The sequence below is a fragment of the Paenibacillus sp. UNC499MF genome (assembly GCF_900107975.1).
Taxonomy (GTDB): Bacteria; Bacillota; Bacilli; order Paenibacillales; family NBRC-103111; genus Paenibacillus_F.
Genome location: NZ_FNVF01000001.1, coordinates 646,017 through 667,130, shown reverse-complemented (window position 1 = coordinate 667,130; position 21,114 = coordinate 646,017). Strand labels below are relative to the sequence as shown.

Below are 21,114 nucleotides of genomic sequence, written 5' to 3'. Positions count from 1 at the left end.
AAGGAAACGGCGCTCCTTTCGGTCCTTGCGCGGCAAAAAATAAAAACCGCAGCAAAGACAAATTCTTCGCTACGGTTCTTCCGTTAACATACTTTTATTATACCTTAAAAGCTGCGGTTTTTCAACAAAAAACGCCGGTTAGCCGTCCGCCTTTACAAGTTTCCAAAGCTGGTGCAGCGCCGTTTTGGCCGCGCGCATCTTGATCGTCTCCCGCAGTCCGGGAAGCTGGAGCTTCTGAACGTGAATATCTCCGTCCCTGCAGCCGACTCCGACATAGACCAGCCCGATCGGTTTGCCTTCCGAGGTAGTCGGACCGGCAACTCCCGTTACGGATACGGCATAATCCGCATTCGTGCGCTCCAGCAGGCCCCGCACCATCGCTTCGGCCGTTTCGGCGCTGACCGCTCCGGGAGCATCCTCGCCTTCGAGCATTTCTACGGGAACGCCGAGCATACTGTGCTTCATTTCGTTGGAGTACGAGACGACTCCGCCCAGAAACACGGAGGAACGCCCCGGGATAGACGTGATCAAATCACTCAGGAGTCCGCCGGAACAGCTCTCGGCCGTCGTCAGCGTCTGATTCCTTGATTGAAGTATGGCGAGCACCGCTTCCTCGATCGGGATGTCCTCTTCCGCATACAAATGCTCCCCTACGCGGCTGCGGATTTCCCGCTCGACCTGTTCCATCTTGCGGAGAGCTTCTTCTTCCGTGTGCGCCTTCGTCGCCAGACGGATCGTTACCTCTCCCTCCTTGGCATAAGGAGCGATGGTCGGATCGGTCTGTTTCTCGATGAGATCGAACAGCTTGTGTTCCAGGGAGGACTCTCCTATCCCGGCAAATTTGAGCATCTTCGAGTACAAAGGCATCTCGTCGGTCATCAGGCCGCTCAGCCAGTCCTTGGCATAACGCTCGAACATCGGCTTCATTTCTTTCGGCGGGCCGGGAAGAAGCAGGTACCGGGTCCCCTCGTGATCCAGGCCCAGCCCGACGGCCAGTCCCGTGTCGTTCGGAAGGGGCTCCGCCCCTTCGATCATATTCGCTTGCCTGGAATTGCTCTCGACCATATGCAGCCCTTGCGAATCGAACAGTTCGCGGATTTTGGCCATCGAAATCTCGTCCATATAAAGGCGGCGGCCGGTCATGTCGGCCAACACGTCCTTCGTCAGATCGTCCAGAGTCGGGCCGAGTCCTCCCGTCGTAATAACCAGATCGGCCCGCTTGCCGGCCTGTTCCAGAGCTTCCCGGATGCGGGCGGGGTTGTCGCCTACGACGGTCTGGAAATACAGATCGATGCCCAGTATCGCACACTCCTGCGCCAAATACTGAGCGTTCGTATTTAAAATCTGCCCCAGCAGAAGCTCTGTTCCGACGGCAATCAATTCTGCTTTCATGCTGTAGATCCCCTTTCATCTATGTGAGATGCTTTCATGTGAACTTCCAGTATTGCCAGCTTCCATTAGCGGAAAAAACCTATGTCCCCGCTTCGCCCGTGAAATGATAAACGCCGAATCTGCCGGCTCGTCCGTTTCCGTCCGCTTGTCCCGTGGACAGCCCGGGCCCCGTTCATTGCAGGGCGGCGTTAACATCCGGACTGTATTCCGTCCCCATCAACCCTTTACCGCGGCTTGTTCCCGGAGACGAAGAAAACACAGTATCTACTGTGTTTTCTCGGAAAAATCGATAACATGCTTATTTTTAATGAAGTAATCGAGCCCGGAGTATACCGTAATGATCGCGGCAATCCAGCTTGCGATCAAATCGAACGGGACGTTGATAAAAGCGAACGGGAAATTGTTGATGAGCAGCGCGATAATCGCCGTGATTTGTGCCGCTGTTTTAGCTTTACCCCATTTGCTCGCTTGAATAACAGCCCCCTCCAGAAGCGCGATCTGCCTCAGCCCGGTAACGGCCCATTCGCGGCTGATGATGACGATCACGATCCATGCGCCCAGTTTGTCCATCTCGACAAGGGACACCAGTACGGCGGTTACAAGCAGCTTATCGGCCAGCGGATCCAGCAGTTTACCGAGATTCGTAACGAGCTTTCTCTTGCGGGCGATGTACCCGTCCAGACTGTCGGTACTCGCCGCGATGATGAAAATGAGCGCCGCGATAATCTGGTTGTACGTGATGGAGAACGTCTGAATCTTGATATGCGGAAACTGGATATTCACAAGCAGGAAAAACATAATAATCGGGACCAGGAATATCCTGGCAAGTGTAATTTTGTTGGCTAAATTCATTATGCGATAACCTCCCCGGAGAGGTCGAATTCAAAGGAGTGGGTAACCCGCACTTTTACAACGCCGCCTATTCCGATATTCTTGCCGGTTACAAAAACTTCCCCGTCGATTTCCGGCGCATCGTATTGGGAACGGCCGATATACACGTCGTTACGGCCGTCATAACGTTCGATAAGCACATCCACCTCTTCGCCGAGCCTGCGGCCTCCGCGCCGATTGGATATTTCGCGCTGGAGCTCCATCAGAGCGGCCGCGCGGTATTCTTTTACGTCGTCCGGCACTTGTCCGGGAAGACGGGACGCGGGTGTGTCTTCCTCCATGGAATACGTAAAAACCCCGAGCCGGTCGAACTGGACATCTTTCACGAACTGCACCAGATGTTCGAAATCTTCTTCCGTTTCGCCGGGAAACCCGACGATAAGTGAAGTCCGCAGAGCCGCATCCGGCATTCTTTTACGGATTTTGAGAATAAGTTCCCGGGCGTCTTTCTCTCTTCCGGGACGTCTCATCCGTTTAAGGATGGCGTCGGAGCTGTGCTGAAGCGGCATGTCTATGTATTTGCAAATCTTCGGATTGGCTGCCATCATTTCGATCAGCTCATCCGTAAAAAAGCCCGGATAGGCGTAATGCAGCCTTACCCATTCGATTCCTTCCACTTCGCTCACCCGGTTAAGCAGTTCGGGAAGCATGAACTTGTCGTACAGATCCGTTCCGTAATTGGTGGAATCCTGGGCGATAAGGCTGACCTCCTTGACTCCTTGCGAGGCCAGTAACCGTGCTTCCGAAAGGACGGATTCCATCGAACGGCTGCGGAACTTCCCCCTCATAATCGGAATGGAGCAGAACGTGCAGGCATTATCGCAGCCTTCCGCGATTTTGACGTAAGCGGTATAGCGGGGAGTGGAGACCTTGCGCGGAAGCGCTTGCTCATAGTTAAACACCGGATTCCCGACGTAGACCGGCTTCTTCCCTTTCAAGGCTTCGTCAATAATGGCATTGATATTGTGAAAATCGCCCGTTCCTACAATCCCGTCAATCTCAGGCAGTTCTTTCATCAGTTCTTCTTTGTACCTCTGTGTCAGACACCCCGAAACAATTAGCGCTTTCAACTTGCCGGTTCTTTTCAAATCGGCCATATCCAGAATGGTATTAACCGATTCTTCCTTGGCGGCATCGATAAATCCGCACGTATTTACAATGATCACGGTGGCTTCTTCGTTCTTCTCGACCACGCTGTACCCCCGCTGATCGACGAGTCCGGACATGATCTCGGAGTCCACCAAGTTTTTCTCACATCCAAGCGTTACTACTCTAACCTTTTCCGTCATGCTGAAACCTCCAAACATCGTAGCAAAGCCATCATTACAAGTATAATACATCGCTAATCCGAGTGTCAAAATAGGGAAACCCTCCGATATCCGCGGAAAAACCGGGACACCGGAGGGCTGCCTTTGTTTATCTGAAATTGTCAAACTGCAGATCGATAGGAAGGTCGGCGCCTTTCAGCATTTGAATCACTTTCTGCAAATCGTCTCTGCTTTTGCCGGTCACACGAATAGAATCTCCCTGAATCTGGCTCTTCACCTTGAGCTTGGAATCCCGGATCATGATGTTAATTTTTTTGGCGATATCCGCTTCGATCCCTTGTTTCAGCTTAACGCGCTGGCGGACCGTTCCCAGGGAAGCCGACTCGATTTTGCCGTATTCGAGATTTTTGAGGGCAATGCCCCGTTTGGCCATCTTGGCATGAAGAATGTCGATCACGTTTTGAAGCTTAAAATCGTCGTCCGAAAGAAGAACGAGTTCTTCTTTTTCCAAAGTGATCTCGCTTTTGCTGCCCTTAAAATCGAAACGGGTTTCGATTTCTCTCTTGGCCTGCGTAATCGCGTTGTTCAATTCCTGCATATCCAGCTTGGATACGATATCGAAAGAGCTTTCCGAACTCATTTGGGCTTCGTCCTCTCCTGAGTTTTAGTACGGTAATCCGTTATTAAGGCTGCGGCTGCAGCGTAATTTTAATATTTTTAGGGTTGGAGGCGTCTCCGACGTTGATCTCCTGCCCGTTTACGGTGATTTTGGCGGCGTTGGCCGCGCCTACGCGAATCTGCGCGGTAGTCGTCAGAGAGAACGTCTCCGTTTCACCCTGCTTCAGAGTCCCCTGCTTCTCCATCTTCTTGTTGCTGTTCGGGAAACTGTCGACTCTGTACCAGCACTGTGTCCCTGCCGCCGTCACGGTAATGTCGAGCTTACCGCCGACCGCCGTGTAATTGTCCAGGCTGCCGCTGCTGTTCACAAGCGTCAAAGCGCCTGCAGGCGGCGTCGGAGTCGGCGTAGGGGTCGCGCTGGGCGTCGGTGTAGGAGCCGGCGAATTTGTGGACGCCGTATTCCCTCCGTTGCCCGGAGCAGGACTCGGAGCGGCCGTCGCGTTGGGGTCCGCCGTATCCGTCAGCCTGTTGGGCTCATTAATCGCGCCCGAGCTGTCGCCCTTGTTGTTCATCACGACGAAATAGTACACGATGGCCGCAATCAACAGCACGAACGAAACGACCATAATGGTGGACGCCCATTTGCTGAGTCTGTCCGTGCTTCTCGCTGAACTACGGCGCGGTGTGCGGATCGTCTCGACCGTAGGCTCCGGCGGAGCAGCCGGAACCGTGCCCTGATACATGTTCAGAACTTCGTTCGGATCGAGACCGACCGCTTCCGCATAGCTTTTGATAAAAGCCCTCACATAAAAACTGCCGGGCAAAACTTTATAATTTTCCTCTTCAATTGCTTCGAGGTATCTGGTTCTGATTTTCGTAACTTCCTGTAGATCCTCAAGAGACATTCTCTTTTCCAATCGGGCCTGCTTCAATCGCTGACCGAGTTCCGACATGTTCTCACCTCCGTAAATTCAGTGGGTCCTTCCCCTTATAGACGAGCAAAACCTCAAAATGGTTCTGTGTTGTACGTAAAGCTGTCATAGTTGATCTCTTCGTCGGGGCTGTTGCGCAGCTCGATGATGTAATTGAAATCGTTGTACGTATAGTGGGATTCTTTAATAAAAATATCCGGATGCTCGATTACTTTGGTAGAAGGCATCGCCATGATCTCCTGAAGCAGCGAGAAGTGTTTCTCATTGGACCGGATGGTGGAAACGATTCCGTCAATGATAAAAACGTTGTTCAAGGATATTTCATCCTCGGAAAGCTGGCTGCGCACGGTCTGCCTCAATAAGGTGGACGATACGAACGTCCAGCGTTTGTTCGAGCAGACGCTGCCCGCAATGATGGATTCGGTTTTGCCTACACGCGGCATTCCGCGAAGCCCGATCACCTGATTGCCCTCGCGTTTGAATACTTCACCCAGAAAATCGACCAGAAGTCCGAGTTCGTCTCTTGTGAAACGGAACGTTTTCCGGTCGTCGGAGTCGCGTTCTATGTACCGGCCGTGTCTGACGGCAAGAATATCAACCAGTTTGGGGGTTCTAAAGGCGGTTATGGTGATATTATCCACCTTTTTTAACATTTTACCCATTAACTCGATTTTTTCATCATCATTGGTTTGAAGCAGCATTCCGCGTGTGCGGTCCTCCACCCCGTTGATCGTCACAATATTAATATCGAGCATCCCCATGAGAGAAGCGATATCCCCCAGAAGACCCGGACGGTTCTTATGTATTCGGTATTCCATGTACCATTCTTTAATTTCCAAAACGTAAGCACCTCATTTGCCATGGCACGAATTAGACATTCCGAAGTTATTATTCTACAACGTTTGACAAAGTCCTGCCAACTTCTTTGTAACTACGACTTTTTTAGAAATTCGAATTGTTTCATTTCTTCCGCAGAATAGGTCTGTATACCCGGCTTCCAATCCCCTTGAATCATCCTGTTCTGCTCTTTGGCCATAACGGCTTCCCAATTCACTACTACGGCAAAAGATTGGTCCAGCGGCACGACGGAAATCCCCAGCGATTTGATTTTCTGCTGATCCGTTTTCTGAAGAGCGGTGTACTGGATGATCCAGCTTGAACGATGGTCGGCGGCCTGCTTTTTCAGCTGCTCGAACCATTCGGGACTGCTGTCCGTGTTTACGGTGTGACCGGATAAGCCGGAAGGGGATAAACCTGAGGGTATGGGAACCGAAGTTTTTGTCACCCATTCGATGGACTTTCTTTTGTCCGCCTGCTCTTTGACCCAGCCGCTCATCGCCTGTTCGATCATCGCATGATCCACGCCGCGAAGAACGGTGTTGGGCGGGGCCGTTTTCTCCGCCTGCATCCCGGGATCTTCCATACGATCCGCAAGCAGGACGAATTTCTGATCCTTAAGCCTGACCGCCTCAGCCGAGGCTTGGGGTGCAAGACTGCTGCCGATTACAACGACATAATCATAGCGTTTCGAATCCAGCTGTTTGGCCAGGGCACTGTCAAAGGCCGCGTCCTGTTTCCATTCCGAAGTGAGACCGCTGCCGCTTCTCCATTTGGCGAGTGCCGCCGCAACGCTCGTTTTCGTTTCGGGCGCCACATCCGGGGCCGTTACGACCAGAACCGAATGCTTGGACGCCAGCTGCTGTTCGGTGATCGTCGGAAGCCCGCGAGTCCCGCATGAAGAAAGCATAACCGTGATGACTGGCAGGAAAATTGCAACTTTTGCCCGCGAGAAACTCATGATACCGATCCTTTCGTGAAATGATGGCATGGAAAAGCCCCGCAGTGAAGTGGGGCTTTTCGCATGTACATCATCTATTCTACTCTTTATTCACCAGTTTGACCATTAAACGCGCCATAACCTTGCGCTCGTTCTCGTCACCTGCGTCCCAGAGTTCTTTGAGCACGCGCTCTTCGCGGTTTTCCGGATCCACTTTATCGGCCAGAAACTCACCGATCTGGAAAGCAAGCTTGGAGATCTTCTCGTCGTTCAAGCCTGCTCTCTCGGCTTGGTCCACCCGTTCAGCCAAAAATTCTTTCCATCTGTCAAACACTGTAAGTACCGTAGACATGGGTCGGGCCTCCTTTGGATTGTTAGGATGAGAGGAACACCTGTAATATCTGCATCCGGACAATCTAATATTCCCGCGAGGCCGCTCGAACCCTTGGTAATTAAGGGAATACCGCTTATGTCAGCCAGCCGCCGTTGGGGCTGATAATCTGGCCGGTAATGTAGCCGGACTCCGGCAGAGCCAGGAAATACACCAGCGAGGCGATTTCGTCTGGCGCCGCGAAACGGCCGGCGGGTATTTCGCTTGCAATCGCTTCTTTCTCCGCGTGGTCGAAGCCGGACATCATATCGGTATCGACCGCTCCCGGCGCAACCGCGTTTACGGTGACACCCGAAGGGGCGAGCTCCTTTGCCAACGCTTTCGTAAACGCGTTGATGCCGCCTTTTGCCGTGGAATAAATAACCTCGCAGGATGCGCCCGAAATCCCCCAGATGGAGGATACGTTAATAATCCGACCGTATTTCCGGGAAATCATCCGTTCCATAAAGAGCTGGCTGCACAGAAAGGTTCCCTTCAGGTTAATGTCCATAACACGGTCCCAATCTTCTTCCGTCACGTCGGAAAGGAGTCCGTAATGGGAAATTCCGGCGTTATTGACCAGCACATCCGGCATAAATCCGCGCTGCTCCATTTTGTCGCGCATGGCCACAATCTGTTCCCTGGAATTCAGATCCGCGCATACCGTCATGACTTTGGCCCCATGATTCATACAGCGGCGGGCCACTTCATTCGCGGATTCATGGGACTGCAGATAATGGATCACCACGTTCATGCCCAGCTTGGCAAACCGTTCGGCGACGGCCGCTCCGATTCCGCGGCTGCCGCCCGTTACGAGGACCGTCTGCTCGGTAAACGGCCGGAGCTCCGTCACGGACGCTCGCTTCGCACGAGCGAAACGGCAAAGCGGCTCCAGTCAAAGTGTTCGCGGAGTCTCGACTCCGCCTCTTCCTTGGTGATGGATTCGTAAACTTTCAAAATGTTAAACATATCGGCGCCTTTGAACAGATACCGTGTGAACTCATTCGTGATAGCCTCGGGAGAATTAAGCATCCGCAGGAATCCGCCGATTTTTTTTCTGCGGCTCCGTTCGAAAGCTTCTTCGTCCAGCCCTTCCGCTTTCGCGCGGTCCAGCTCTTCACGGATTCGGCTCAGCAGCAGATCCGGATCTTTCGTATCCCCGCCCATCGCGGAAAACGCATACTCCGGAGACGAATTATATTCATGGCTGAAGCTGTCCGAAATAAGCCCTTCGTTATACAGCTTCTGGTAGATCGGGGAGCTTGCGCCCAGCAGGACTTCCAGTACCAGTTTCGTTGTGAGCTCTCTTTTGAGGATCGCGTCTCCTTCTTCACGGAGAGCTTTTTCTTTAAAACCAAACAGGCATTTAGGCAGAGATACCGGCAAAACCGTCTCCTTACGCTCCGTCTCTACAGCTTCCGGCTCGGTCTCGAAAAATCTGCGGATCTCGCCCTGGGGCTTGAACGTTTTGGCCGCCTGATTGGCCCGGATATGGGAGATCACTTCCTCGGGATTTACCCCGCCCGCGATAAAGACCGTCATATTGCTCGGGTGGTAGAACGTGTGGTAGCAGTCGTACAGCATATCCTTCGTGATTTCCGTAATGGACGGGATGGTGCCCGCGATGTCGATCCGGACCGGGTGTTTGCTGTACAAGGCTTCGATCAGGCCGTAATAAGCCCTCCAGTCGGGATTGTCGCGGTACATGTTGATTTCCTGCCCGATGATGCCCTTTTCCTTCTCCACATTTTCTTCGGTGAAATACGGATTCTGGACAAAATCGATCAGGGTGGTGATATTCTCCATTATCTGGCCCGTAGCCGAGAAAAGATAGACCGTTCTCTCGAAGCTCGTAAACGCGTTTGCGGAAGCTCCGCGGGATGCGAATGTGGCGAAAACGTCGCCGGTAGGCTCCTCGAACATTTTATGCTCCAAAAAATGGGCGATTCCGTCCGGTACGCGGATTTCAGGCCCGCCTTCCACTTGAAAATGGTTATCGATCGACCCGTAGCGGGTGGAAAACGTCGCATACGTTTTTTGGAAGCCTTCCTTGGGCAGCACATACACGTGAAGGCCGTTCGGAAGCTTTTCTTCATACAAGGTTTCGTTTAAGTGAGGATAGGGAATGACGTTCACTTGGCTTCCTCCTTTTCATCCCTCAAGAAATAGATGGTGTCCAGGAATACTCCCTCGGCCGCCTGCTGAATCTCTGCGATGCTTGTGTTCGTCACTCCGTCGATCAGCTCTTGAGCCGTGCGCTCTTTGCCCGACAGGACGGCATTGAAATCAAACGCGATCTGCTCGAAGGCGGAATCCTGCATTTCCCGCAGCTGATTGGCTATCATCGCTCTTGTCTGGCTGAGCTCGATATCGCTGATAAAGCCGGTTCTCATGTCTTCCAGCTGCTTGCGGATAATATCAACCGCTTTCTCATAATTCTGCATCTCGATCCCCGATTGGATCGTCAGAATGCCTTTGTGCCCGTCAAGACGGGAAGAAGCGTAATAAGCGAGACTCGCTCTTTCGCGCACGTTCAAGAACAGCTTGGAATGCGGATAGCCGCCCAGAATGCCGTTATACATAAGCGCGGCGGGATACGCGTCGTCTCCGTACGTAATCGGTGTGCGCAGCCCCATGTTCAGCTTGCCCTGCGTGACGGGGAACCGTTCCACGACAACGTTGGTCTCCCCTGTCCGGCGCTGAGGCGCGGTACGCGTGTAGCGGGGATTCTCTTCCCTTTCCAGCCGGAAAGAACGGCTCACGATGTTCTCGACTTCCTGGAGGGTGGTGTTGCCGACTACATACAGGTCGATGGGCGCTTCCGCCAGCCATTTTTTGAAATAGGCAAAAAGAGATTCCGGCGTGGAAGCGGGAATATCCTTCAGCTCCCCCAGCGGATGCAGCCGGTACGGCTCCCCTTTGCACATTTCGGCAATGCAGCGTTCGGCGGCGAAGCGGATTTTATCGTTAATGATCGATTCGATCCGCTTGCGCAGCGTTTCCTTCTCGGAATCCACATAGTTGGAAAGAAAAGCGTCTCCTTCGGCCGCGGGCTTCGTAATGGCTTCGCCCAGAAACGAGAGGGCTTTCTCCAAAAGAGATTCCGGGGAAGACACGAACCGGTCGTTAATCACATCCATGCGGAATTGAACGATCTGGTAATCTCCGCGCTTGTAAATATCAAAACCGAAGCCGGCTCCGTAGAGATCATCGAGATGCTCGCGGAACTGCTTCGTATCGGGATAGCTCTCCGTTCCTCTTCTAAGAACAAAAGGGACCAAAGCCGTTTGCGTCACGTCTTCCTCGGAAAGGGGACGTCCTATGTAAGCGGAAATGGCGAATGTTTTATAGCGGTCCGTTGGCAGCACATGCAGCCGGATCTGTCGCAGTGTACTCCGTTCAAACTGTTGAGTGCTCAATGCTGTCGTTCTCCCTTCACAACCGTCTTGGGTCTAAACTATTCGGTTCTTCAAATGGCTATACCCATTATATTCCTTCATAAACAGAAGAAGCAACCGAGCGGTCACTTCCTCTGTCGTTCTGTTCAGTTCAGCTTATTTGCAGAAAATATGCTTGCCGATCGTTTTCACCTGCGGACGTGTCCAAATCCACTTGGACGTGGCCGTTTCGGGGTTAAAATAATATTCGCAGCCGCCGGTAGGGTCCATGCCGTTGATAGCGTCCCGGACTGCTTTTTTGGCGTTCTCATTCGGCGTAAGCCAGATTTGGCCGTCCGCTACAGCGGTAAAAGCGCCGGGCTGGAAAATCACGCCGGACACGGTGTTGGGGAAGCTCGCCGAATCCACGCGGTTCAGAATGACCGCCGCAACGGCCACCTGACCGATGTAGGGCTCGCCGCGAGATTCGCCGTAAACGGCGTTGGCCATCAGATCGAGGTCGGATTTGGAAAATCCTTTGTGCGTCGTCGGCGTCAGATTCGAACCGGAAGCGGCCGTACCGCCGCCTTGATTCCCCTGATTGGCCGTGCCTGCCGCATTGCCCGTATTGCCCGCATTACCGGCTTCAGCCGCCGTCGGCTTCCAGCTCTTCGTGGCTTCCCACAGCTTAAGCTTCGTTTTGGGGCCTACATGGCCGTCCACTTTCAAGCCGAACTCGCTTTGAAACCATTTGACGGACCGGAGAGTTCTCCAGCCGTAATCGCCGTCTACCTTACCCGTGTAAAATCCGAGAAACTTGAGTCTTCCCTGCAGTTCGTTGACATCGGAGCCTTTGGCTCCATAACTGATGAGATTTTTGCTGAAGGTAGCTTCAGTCGTGAAGTTTTGTTTAATCTGCAGCGCGGCAAACAGCGTAAATACGACGCAAACCGTGATGGCGATCAATCGTTTGTTCATGCGTTTATTCATGCTCCATTATCAACCTTTCTCTCATGATGACTGGCTGTTAGTGATTATTATGAGAAAGGAGGAAACGTTCTATGCACCAAAAACGCCCTGCCGCAAACCCGGCAGGGCGTTCTTAAAACTTGAATCAGGAACTCATCCGATTGTGCTGGAACTGCTCCATGGAAATAAGCACTTCACGCGGCTTGCTTCCTTCATGCGGCCCGACGATTCCATTCGATTCCATGGAATCGATGAGCCGTCCCGCGCGCGCATAGCCGATGCGCATCCGTCTCTGGAGCAGGGACGCCGAAGCCTGCTTGGCTTCGATAACGATCTGCACGGCCTGGTCGTAAAGCTCGTCGCCGAATTCGTCCTGCTGTTCCGGCTGCTCTTCCACCTGCGGCACCATATCTTCCCGGTAATTCGCTTCCTGCTGGGTCCGGACGAAATTGACCACCGTCTCGACCTCCTGATCGGAAAGGAAAGCGCCCTGAACACGAACGGGCTTGGACGCTCCGACAGGCAAGTAAAGCATATCGCCCCGGCCGAGAAGCTTCTCGGCTCCCACCATGTCCAAAATCGTCCGCGAGTCGACCTGGGAAGATACCCCGAAGGCGATCCGCGAAGGAATATTCGCTTTAATAACGCCGGTGATGACATCCACGGACGGACGCTGAGTCGCAATGATGAGATGAATGCCGGCGGCACGCGCCATCTGGGCAAGCCGGCAGATGGCATCCTCCACATCGTTGGCAGCCACCATCATCAGATCGGCCAGCTCGTCCACGATGACGACGATGTACGGAAGGGGAGCTTCCGTACCGTTCTCGATCAGCATGGCATTGTAGCCTTCAATATTCCGCGTACCGCTCTTGGAGAACAGCTCGTACCGCTTCTCCATTTCAACGACGACCTTTTTCAGGGCAAGAGATGCCCTTCTCGGATCGGTGACGACAGGCGCCATAAGATGCGGAATACCGTTATAAACATTGAGCTCGACCATCTTAGGGTCGACCATCAGAAACTTGACTTCGTTGGGCTTCGCTTTGTAAAGAATACTCGTAATAATCCCGTTAATACAGACGGATTTACCCGAGCCCGTAGCGCCCGCGACGAGCAGATGGGGCATCTTCGCCAGATTGCCGACAATCGGCTGTCCGGAAATGTCCCTGCCCAGGGTTACGGACAATCTGGAACTCGCTTCCTGGAAGGCGGATGTCTCCATTACCTCGCGCATCGTAACGACGGATACCTCCGAGTTCGGCACTTCGATGCCGATCGCGGATTTGCCGGGAATCGGCGCTTCCATCCGGATGTCTTTGGCAGCCAGGGCGAGCGCGATATCATCCGTCAAGCTGACGATCCGGCTTACCTTCACCCCTACGTCCGGCTGAATTTCATACCGGGTTACCGCAGGCCCGCGCACGACTTCCAGCACCTTGGCACGTACGCCGAAGCTTTCCAGCGTCGCTTCAAGCTTGCGGGCGTTGGCTTTGTAATCCGCCATCTCGGAGCCTTTGCCGGCCGCGGGCTTCGAAAGAAGCGTCAAAGACGGCAGGTCGTAAGGCGGGAGAATCGGCGGCACGGCGGCATCACCAAGTTGAAGATCTTCCAGAGCTTCAAGCGGCTCATCGGCCGGAATCTGCTCTGCGTTAGCAGACGTAGACGCTTTCGATCCCACGGCCGCAGCCGGGCCTGTCACGCCTCCCGGCACCGGAGCGGAAGGGACGATTTTTTCTTCCTTCTGCACCTGCTCTTGAAAGTCCCGGAAAACGGTGGAAAACTCCCGGTCGGCCTGAGGATCATCGTTCATATCCAGCGAAGCGGGATTCAGAGGCGAATCGACTTTGTAGACGACCTTCTCTTCGGGATGAACGCTGCCGGCATCGGATACAGCCAAGTCGTCCTCATCGAAATCGTCATCCTGCTGACGGCCGGGCTGCTTTAAAAGCTGGAGGAAACGAGGTTTTTTCCTCTTCGGGTCCGGCCGGTATACTTCCTCGTCGAATTCGTCGTCATAAGGAAAGTCAGGCTCTTTGTAGGTTCGTTCGCTTTTGCTTGCGGAAACGGCGGCCTTCCCTTTTGTTTTGGCAGCCGGGGAGGATTTGGCCTTTCCGCGCTGCATGCTCTGGAATTTCTTTTCCAGCAAGGTAAAAAAACGATTCCCGCGCGCGCGCAGCTTCTGCACGGCTTCCACGTAAGACAAGTTTGTAACCAGAATGAGCCCGATCGCAAATAAGGCGAACTGCACGAGACGCGCACCCATGTCGTCGAATAGAAAATACAGTACGCTGTAGATGATCGCTCCGATCATCCCTCCCCCCACATCGTTCAGAAGAATTTTTCCGTTGGCGGGCTGCAGACCCTGCTTCAAAGCTTCCCATGTTACCGACAAGACCGTTGTAGCTTGATAGTCGCCTTTTGGAAAAAGAGCTTGGAATAAATTAATATGATTCATGACAAGAAGACCCGTCACAATTAACAAAACCCCGGTTTTACGGGTTGTCCATCGTGAGGGCCAGGAACGCTTCACCATAACATGCAGTGCTATGTATATGCAGATCAGCGGGATCAGAAAATCCCACGTACCGATGAAAAAGCGGCAAACGTAATGAAACGAACGTCCCACATGACCTTCCCTGGCCAGCGCAATGACCGAGAAAATCAGGATTAAAATACCGTACAGCTCAAACATGAGATTAGTTTTGACCGTCTTGCTTTTCTTACGGCGTTTTGCCACTCTATTCCACCTCCGATAAATCATTATACCACAGTTTCGGTAGGCGGAACACGGGCGGCAGTGCCTAGATCCCCTGCGGTCCGGGCACGTAATTAATCAGACTTCCTGGCGTAAAAAGCGGATTTAAGTAATGTTTTGGCTCCGGGCTGTACAGACGCACGATCCGCACGCGGCTCTCGTCGACAGCTTCCACCTGCATGAGGATTCCGCTGATTTCAACGTCCCGGAAGCGGGGCTCGAATTCGTCCCAGCCTTCGTAGACGACCTCATCCGGCAGTATCGTGTAATGGGTCATGCCGTGCCGCCTCCCCGGGAAGCTCTCCGTTCCTCGATTCTCCGGTTCAGTTCGGCGATAGCCTGGCCGATTCCTCCCACTTCGTCGATCAATCCGTATTTAACGGCATCCTGACCGATAACCGTGGTTCCGATATCTCTTGTCAGCTCACCTGTTTTGAACATAAGCTCCTTGAACTGTTCTTCGGAAATTTTGGAATGCTTCGTGACAAAACGGGTTACCCTTTCCTGCATTTTCTCCAAATATTCAAACGTCTGAAGAACACCGATGACAAGTCCTGTCAGGCGGATCGGATGAATCGTCATGGTAGCCGTTTCCGCGATAAAGGAACGGTTTGAGCTGACCGCGATCGGAACACCGATGCTATGCCCGCCGCCCAGTACAAGAGTAACGGTAGGTTTCGAAATCGTTGCAAGCATCTCGGCAATGGCAAGCCCCGCTTCCACATCGCCGCCAACCGTGTTCAAAATAACGAGGATGCCCTCGATTTTCGGATTTTGTTCGGCTGCCACGAGCTGAGGAATCAAGTGTTCGTATTTAGTCGTTTTGTTTTGCGGCGGCAGAACGATATGCCCTTCCACTTGACCGATAATGCTCATGCAGTAGATGTTAGACTCACCGGCCGGCGTATTGATCTGCCCAAGCTGCTGGATAGTCTCAACCGCCGCCAGCTTCCTCTGCTCCTCTGTCGGCTGCTCTTCGTTTCGGAAAGAAGGCGGCTCGTTAAAAGGGGCGGGACCGGGAAAAGGCGCCTGAGGACGCGGGCTGTAGTCGCTTGTAAGAGAAGAATCGGCTCTAAGCACAGGAGCACCCTCTCCGAACTCTTCGAAATGAACCTGCTGCAGCGTCACACGTTCGGCATCGTTAATCTCTTCTTCCCCTGTTCCGGAGGTTTCGTTTTGTCTGAAGCCGTACGTCGGTGCCTGGTTATAGGAAGTGGCATTCACCTGCCCATAGGAGCCTCTTTGAGGTCCGCCCGAGTAGGCAGAGTACATATGTCCTGCTTCAGCGGAAGAACTCTGTCCAGCGCTCTGTTGTCCGCCGTATCCGTTTCCTCTGTGGAGCGGGCTGCTGCTCCCAGATGTACCCGCATTCGCTTGCTGGGAGGTATATTCGTTCCTTCCTGCATAGCGGTCCGGAGATAGACCCGCTCCCGTGTAGGGAGGTCTATTCTGTTGTCCTTTATATCGATTATCGTATCCCATGGCTATTCCTCCTAATTGATCATCGGAGTTAGTGTAGGCAGGAACGCCATCACTTTATTCACACGTTCTCAGGCCGCGGTGAATAGAGTGCGGGACCATTTAAAAAAGCCCTCTCCGCAAATGGAGAGAGCTTTGGTTTCGGTTGGGTTAAGTGACTAGTTTGAGAGACTAAACTTCCATGATGATCGGAAGAATCATTGGTCTTCTTCTGGTTTGTTCATATAAAAATCGTCCAAGCGCGTCTTTCACATGTGTTTTTAAAGACGCCCATTCATTTACGTTATCATTCATTAACTTATTCAGCGTACTCGTCACGATACGGTTCGCTTCGTCCAATAAACCTTCGGATTCGCGGACATATACAAAGCCGCGGGAAATGATGTCCGGACCGGAAAGAATGGTCCCATCCTGTTTGCTTAATGTCACGACAACGACCAGAATGCCGTCTTGGGAAAGAAGCTTTCTGTCGCGCAGGACGATGTTACCTACATCTCCGACACCCAGTCCATCGATCAAAATGTTGCCTGCCTGAATTCTTGCACCTTTACGAGCTACTCCACCCTGGATTTCAACGGTGTCCCCGTTATCCAGAATGAAAATATCTTCCTGGGCAACTCCGACGGATTCGGCAAGTTGACCATGAAGACGAAGCATGCGGTATTCCCCGTGAATCGGAATGAAATATTTCGGTTTCATGAGGTTCAGCATGAGCTTAAGCTCTTCCTGGCTTCCGTGTCCGGAAACGTGTACGCCCGTCTTGGAACCCGGTCCGTAGATGACGTCCGCACCCAAGCGGAACAGTTCGTCTACCGTACGGCCGACATAGCGCTCGTTACCCGGAATAGGAGTAGCTGCAATGATTACCGTATCGCCTGGAAGAATGTCCACTTTACGATGAGTGGAGCGAGCCATACGGGTCAAAGCCGACATCGGCTCCCCTTGGCTGCCCGTACAGAGAACGACCACGCGGTCGGCCGCCATGCGGTTTACTTCTTCAGGTTCAATCAGCATGCCGTCCGGAACGCGAAGATATCCGAGTTCCGAAGCGATCGACACCACGTTAACCATACTCCGACCGATTACCGTAACTTTACGGCGGGTAGCCTCAGCCGCGTCGATTACCTGCTGAACACGGTGAATGTTCGAAGCGAAAGTCGCGATAACTACGCGCTGCTTGGCTTTGCGGAATACTTCCTCGATAGTAACGCCGACGCTTTTCTCAGAACCCGTGAATCCGGGTTTCTCGGCATTGGTGCTGTCGGAAAGAAGGGCCAGTACCCCTTTCTGTCCGATTTCGGCCATCCGGTGCAGGTCAGCATATTGATCATTAACCGGTGTCTGGTCGAATTTAAAGTCTCCGGTGTGCACGATGACTCCTTCGGGAGTTTCAAGAGCAACCCCGACGGAATCCGGAATGCTGTGGTTGGTTTTGAAGAACGTGGCTGTAATCGTTCCCAAATTAAGCTCGGAATCCGCATTGATCAGAATCCGCTTGGTTTCGCCAAGCAGATTCGCTTCTCTCAGCTTGTTCTCGACAAGACCGAGGGTAAGCCGCGTACCGTAAACAGGCACATTCAAGTGCCGAAGTACGTAAGGCAAGCCTCCGATATGGTCTTCATGGCCGTGAGTCAGCAAAATGCCGCGGACCTTGTCCTTATTCTCGAGCAGGTAGTTGATATCCGGAATGACAATGTCGATTCCCAGCATATCTTCTTCAGGAAACTTCAAACCGCTGTCGATAACCACAATATCATTCGCATACTGCACCACATACATATTTTTACCGATTTCGCCCACGCCGCCAAGGGCAAAAATCAGAACTTTATCATTATTTTTCTTAGACAAAAAAGTAACCTCCTTGAATTCATTTGACGACGATTTTTATAATGAAACCGAACCAGTCACTTGCCACCATTATACAGGAAAGATCTACCCGATTACAAGTTGGTGCGTATATGATTTGTAGTCTCTCCTAAAATGACAAAACCGATGCCATCCGGCACCGGTCGTAATAAAGAAATTTTTACAATTCATTTAAAACAGAGAAGCCACGAAAGCCTGCTCCCGCTCGCTCAAATCGATTAGAGGCAAACGGACGCTGCCCGTCTCCACCCCTTTCAATTGAAGAGCATATTTGACCGGAGCGGGACTCGGAGCGCAGAATAAACCGCTAAACACCGGCAGCAGCTTCGCGTTGAGCTGAGCCGCACGCTTAACATCGCCGGATGTATACGCTTCAACTAGCTCTCGCATTTCTTTGCCGACAACGTGGCTCGCTACGCTGATTATACCGTGACAGCCGACGGCCAGCGCGGGAAGCGTCATGCTGTCGTCACCGCTGTATACCGTAAAGCCCTCGGCCGCTCCTGCGGCAACGATCGTTAGCTGATCGGTACCGGCGCAGTCTTTGGTAGCCACGATGTTCGGCACGTGGGAGAGCCTGATCGTCGTATCCGCATCAATGTTGACAATGGAGCGGCCAGGAACGTTGTACAGGATAATCGGCACATCGACGGCTTCGGCGACGGCTTTGAAATGCTGATACAAGCCTTCCTGGCTGGGCTTGTTATAGTAAGGAGCGACGAGCAGAATCGCATCGACGCCCAGCTTGGCCGCTTCCCGTGATAACTCGATTGAGTGATGCGTGTTGTTGCTGCCGGTTCCCGCAATAACCTTGCATCGTCCGTTCGCATGCTTGACGACGGCTTCGATCAGCTTCAGCTTCTCTTCGTCCGTCAAGGTCGGCGATTCGCCGGTCGTTCCGCAAACGACCAGCCCTTCGCTGCCCTGCTCGTCAATCAGGTAATCGACCAGGGGGCCCACCTGATCCCAATCGATTTCGAGCTGTTCGTTTAAGGGAGTTACCATTGCTGTAATTACTCTTCCGAAGTCCAAAATTCCCGCCTCCTACGTATGCTTTTTGCCTATTTGTGCAGTTGGAACGATTTATGAAGTGCCCTTACCGCGCTAACCATATCTTCCCCGTGTACCAGGCACCAGATGGTCGTGTTGGAGTCCGCGGACTGCAGAATCCGGATGTTCTCTTCCGTAAGCGCCTCAACGATCTTCGCCATAACGCCCGGAACACCGTTCATGCCGCCTCCGATTACGGACACTTTAGCGCATCCACTCAGTGAAGTGGGTTTATAGCCGAGCCCGCGCAGCAGCTCAAGCGCTTTTTCCGCCACGTGATCAAAAACCGTATAAACGACTCCCGAAGGATTTACGTTAATAAAATCGACGCTGATGCTGTGCTGCGCCATCGTTTTGAACACCTGAAGCTGAAGATCGTACTGGCCTTCCGCAGCAGGCACTTGAATTTGTGTAATATTGCCGAAATGGGCGATTCCCGTCACGTGGCGGTCTTCGACCCGTTTCTCCGCTCCGTACAAGGAGTCGGGATTGGTCACGAGCGTGCCTTCCTCCTTGGAGAAAGTCGAACGCACGCGGACCGGAACGTTGGCCTGCATCGCCACTTCCACCGCGCGGGGATGAATCACTTTGGCCCCGTTATGAGCCATGTTGCAAATTTCCGCGTAACTTACACGCGTTAAAGGCCTGGCGTCTTCAACGATGCGCGGATCCGCCGTCAAAATCCCGTTGACGTCGGTAAAAATGTCCACGACTTCGGCTTTAAGCGCCCCGCCGATTGCGGTAGCGGACGTGTCGCTTCCTCCGCGTCCGAGCGTCGTAAACTCATGATCAGCCGTCTGTCCCTGAAACCCGGCGACAATTACAACCTCACCCCGGTCCAGGTGCTCCATAATCCGCTTCGGCTGAACCGAAACAATCTGTGCGTTACCGTAGGCGTCATTCGTTTCGATCCCCGCCTGCCCGCCAGTCAGAACGACGGCCGGAATGCCTTCCGCTTGGATCAGACTGCACAAATTCGCTGCGGAAATCCATTCTCCGCAACACATCAACAAATCCCTCTCCCTTGAAGGAAGCTGGTCGCCATTCTGCCGGATCAAACCGAGCAGAGTGTCGGTTGCATAAGGCTCTCCCTGCCGCCCCATCGCAGATACCACCACGACAAGCTGACAACCCTCGCTGCGCGCAGCCTGGATATGTTCCAGCACATGTTTTCTGGCTTCAGGCGTGGACAGGGAAGTGCCGCCAAACTTTTGAACCCGAATACGCATGTCCTTCCCTCTTTTCCTATTCGCTTATCTTGCCCTAGTTTAATCATGATGCGAGCAATCGGCACCGTCTGATGACGATGCCGATTGTGTGAGTTTACTTGTTCTGTGCAAAATGTTCCGCGATCTGTACCGCATTCCAGGCAGCGCCCTTGAGCAGGTTGTCGGATACGATCCACAGGTTAAGCGCACGCTTGTTGTAAAGATCCCGGCGTACACGCCCCACGAACGTTTCCAGTTTCCCGGCCGCTTCGGTTGCCAGCGGGTACTGCTGTTCCTGCGGGTTGTCAACGAGCACGATGCCCGGCGCGTCCGCAAGAAGGCTGCGTACTTCTTCAAGCTCGAAGTCTTCTTTCAATTCCACGTAAACCGATTCCGAGTGACCGTATACGACGGGAATCCGTACGCAGGTTGCCGTAACTTCAAGGGATTCGTCGTTCATGATCTTTTTCGTTTCATTGATCATCTTCATTTCTTCATTTGTAAACCCGTTATCCAGAAACTTATCGATCTGCGGAATCGCGTTGAATGCGATCTGATGTTTAACGGGAAGGGAACCGACCGGCAAAATGTCCGGGTTCACCGGGTTGCCTGCCAGCGCTTCACGGGACTGGCGAAGCATCTCATCAATCGCTTTGCTGCCTGCTCCGGACACGGCTTGGTATGTAGATACGATAATTTTGGAGATGCCGAAACGGTCATAGAGAGGTTTCAGGGCAGCCACCATTTGAATCGTGGAGCAGTTAGGATTGGCGATGATGCCTTTGTGCTTCTGTACCTCGTCAATGTTGACTTCCGGCACGACAAGCGGTGTTTCGGGATCCATGCGGAAAGCGTTTGTGTTGTCGATACAAATCGTACCGCCTGCGGCAGCAATCGGAGCGAGTTCTTTGCTGACATCGCCGCCCGCGCTGAACAGCGCGATGTCTACTCCTTTAAAGCTGTCCGGCGTTGCCGCTTCCACCGTGATCTCTCTGTCTTTGAAACGAATTTTCGTACCCGCGGAGCGCGGGGACGAAAGAAATTTTAATTCCTTAATGGGGAAATTGCGTTCATCGAGTAAGCGGATAATTTGTTCTCCGACGGCGCCGGTTGCGCCGACTACTGCTACGTTAAAAGTTTTTTCATTAGACATGTCGTT

General features: G+C 52.9%; 19 protein-coding genes. All 19 read right to left on the bottom strand.

From position 1 onward, the window contains the following. Nucleotides 1-138: 138 nt before the first annotated feature. Nucleotides 139-1,392, bottom strand: a complete 1,254-nt coding sequence (locus C4S74_RS03050) for a competence/damage-inducible protein A (protein ID WP_103993870.1) — start codon at nucleotides 1,390-1,392, stop codon at nucleotides 139-141. Between the two features lie 264 nt (nucleotides 1,393-1,656). After that, nucleotides 1,657-2,244, bottom strand: coding sequence for a CDP-diacylglycerol--glycerol-3-phosphate 3-phosphatidyltransferase (gene pgsA, locus C4S74_RS03045; RefSeq protein WP_103993869.1), 588 nt, complete (start codon nucleotides 2,242-2,244; stop codon nucleotides 1,657-1,659). Next, nucleotides 2,244-3,572 carry a 30S ribosomal protein S12 methylthiotransferase RimO gene (rimO, locus tag C4S74_RS03040; protein WP_103993868.1) on the bottom strand — a complete coding sequence of 443 codons (1,329 nt, stop codon included), beginning with the start codon at nucleotides 3,570-3,572 and terminating at the stop codon, nucleotides 2,244-2,246. The genes pgsA and rimO overlap by 1 nt, the downstream gene beginning before the upstream one ends. Nucleotides 3,573-3,699: 127 nt before the next feature. Continuing rightward, nucleotides 3,700-4,191, bottom strand: a complete 492-nt coding sequence (locus C4S74_RS03035; RefSeq protein WP_042233112.1) for a YajQ family cyclic di-GMP-binding protein — start codon at nucleotides 4,189-4,191, stop codon at nucleotides 3,700-3,702. A gap of 43 nt (nucleotides 4,192-4,234) precedes the next feature. Next, nucleotides 4,235-5,122, bottom strand: a complete 888-nt coding sequence (locus C4S74_RS03030) for a RodZ domain-containing protein (protein WP_103993867.1) — start codon at nucleotides 5,120-5,122, stop codon at nucleotides 4,235-4,237. Nucleotides 5,123-5,175: 53 nt separating this feature from the next. Then, nucleotides 5,176-5,940: a DUF3388 domain-containing protein gene (locus C4S74_RS03025; protein ID WP_103993866.1), complete on the bottom strand. Its 765-nt coding sequence runs from the start codon at nucleotides 5,938-5,940 to the stop codon at nucleotides 5,176-5,178. A gap of 92 nt (nucleotides 5,941-6,032) precedes the next feature. Beyond that, a complete protein-coding gene (locus tag C4S74_RS03020) occupies nucleotides 6,033-6,899 on the bottom strand; it encodes a hypothetical protein (protein ID WP_103993865.1) in 867 nt (288 codons plus the stop codon). Between the two features lie 79 nt (nucleotides 6,900-6,978). After that, nucleotides 6,979-7,230: a DUF3243 domain-containing protein gene (locus C4S74_RS03015; RefSeq protein WP_103993864.1), complete on the bottom strand. Its 252-nt coding sequence runs from the start codon at nucleotides 7,228-7,230 to the stop codon at nucleotides 6,979-6,981. 115 nt (nucleotides 7,231-7,345) lie between these two features. Further along, nucleotides 7,346-8,101, bottom strand: coding sequence for an elongation factor P 5-aminopentanone reductase (gene ymfI / locus C4S74_RS03010; RefSeq protein ID WP_103993863.1), 756 nt, complete (start codon nucleotides 8,099-8,101; stop codon nucleotides 7,346-7,348). Continuing rightward, on the bottom strand, nucleotides 8,098-9,384 hold the full coding sequence (yfmH, locus tag C4S74_RS03005) for an EF-P 5-aminopentanol modification-associated protein YfmH (protein WP_103993862.1): 1,287 nt from the start codon (nucleotides 9,382-9,384) through the stop codon (nucleotides 8,098-8,100). Before yfmH ends, ymfI begins: the two co-directional genes overlap by 4 nt. Continuing rightward, nucleotides 9,381-10,667, bottom strand: coding sequence for an EF-P 5-aminopentanol modification-associated protein YfmF (gene yfmF / locus C4S74_RS03000; protein WP_103993861.1), 1,287 nt, complete (start codon nucleotides 10,665-10,667; stop codon nucleotides 9,381-9,383). Before yfmF ends, yfmH begins: the two co-directional genes overlap by 4 nt. 135 nt (nucleotides 10,668-10,802) lie before the next feature. Then, nucleotides 10,803-11,603, bottom strand: coding sequence for a spore cortex-lytic enzyme (sleB, locus tag C4S74_RS02995; protein WP_103994256.1), 801 nt, complete (start codon nucleotides 11,601-11,603; stop codon nucleotides 10,803-10,805). 136 nt (nucleotides 11,604-11,739) lie between these two features. Beyond that, entirely contained in the window at nucleotides 11,740-14,334 is a 2,595-nt protein-coding gene (locus C4S74_RS02990) for a DNA translocase FtsK (RefSeq protein WP_103993860.1), read from the bottom strand. Nucleotides 14,335-14,398: 64 nt separating this feature from the next. Beyond that, nucleotides 14,399-14,629 carry a YlzJ-like family protein gene (locus C4S74_RS02985; protein WP_103993859.1) on the bottom strand — a complete coding sequence of 77 codons (231 nt, stop codon included), beginning with the start codon at nucleotides 14,627-14,629 and terminating at the stop codon, nucleotides 14,399-14,401. After that, nucleotides 14,626-15,300 (bottom strand): ClpP family protease, encoded by a 675-nt coding sequence (locus C4S74_RS02980; RefSeq protein WP_258042385.1) that lies wholly within the window; start codon nucleotides 15,298-15,300, stop codon nucleotides 14,626-14,628. The genes C4S74_RS02985 and C4S74_RS02980 overlap by 4 nt, the downstream gene beginning before the upstream one ends. 702 nt (nucleotides 15,301-16,002) lie before the next feature. Beyond that, nucleotides 16,003-17,679 carry a ribonuclease J gene (locus C4S74_RS02975; protein WP_103993857.1) on the bottom strand — a complete coding sequence of 559 codons (1,677 nt, stop codon included), beginning with the start codon at nucleotides 17,677-17,679 and terminating at the stop codon, nucleotides 16,003-16,005. A gap of 189 nt (nucleotides 17,680-17,868) precedes the next feature. Next, a complete protein-coding gene (dapA, locus tag C4S74_RS02970; protein WP_103993856.1) occupies nucleotides 17,869-18,729 on the bottom strand; it encodes a 4-hydroxy-tetrahydrodipicolinate synthase in 861 nt (286 codons plus the stop codon). Between the two features lie 29 nt (nucleotides 18,730-18,758). Then, nucleotides 18,759-19,976, bottom strand: a complete 1,218-nt coding sequence (gene dapG / locus C4S74_RS02965) for an aspartate kinase (RefSeq protein WP_103993855.1) — start codon at nucleotides 19,974-19,976, stop codon at nucleotides 18,759-18,761. A 94-nt stretch (nucleotides 19,977-20,070) separates the two neighbouring features. Beyond that, the gene (locus C4S74_RS02960) at nucleotides 20,071-21,108 is read right to left on the bottom strand and encodes an aspartate-semialdehyde dehydrogenase (RefSeq protein ID WP_103993854.1); all 1,038 of its coding nucleotides are present in this window, start codon (nucleotides 21,106-21,108) and stop codon (nucleotides 20,071-20,073) included. Nucleotides 21,109-21,114: the final 6 nt, after the last annotated feature.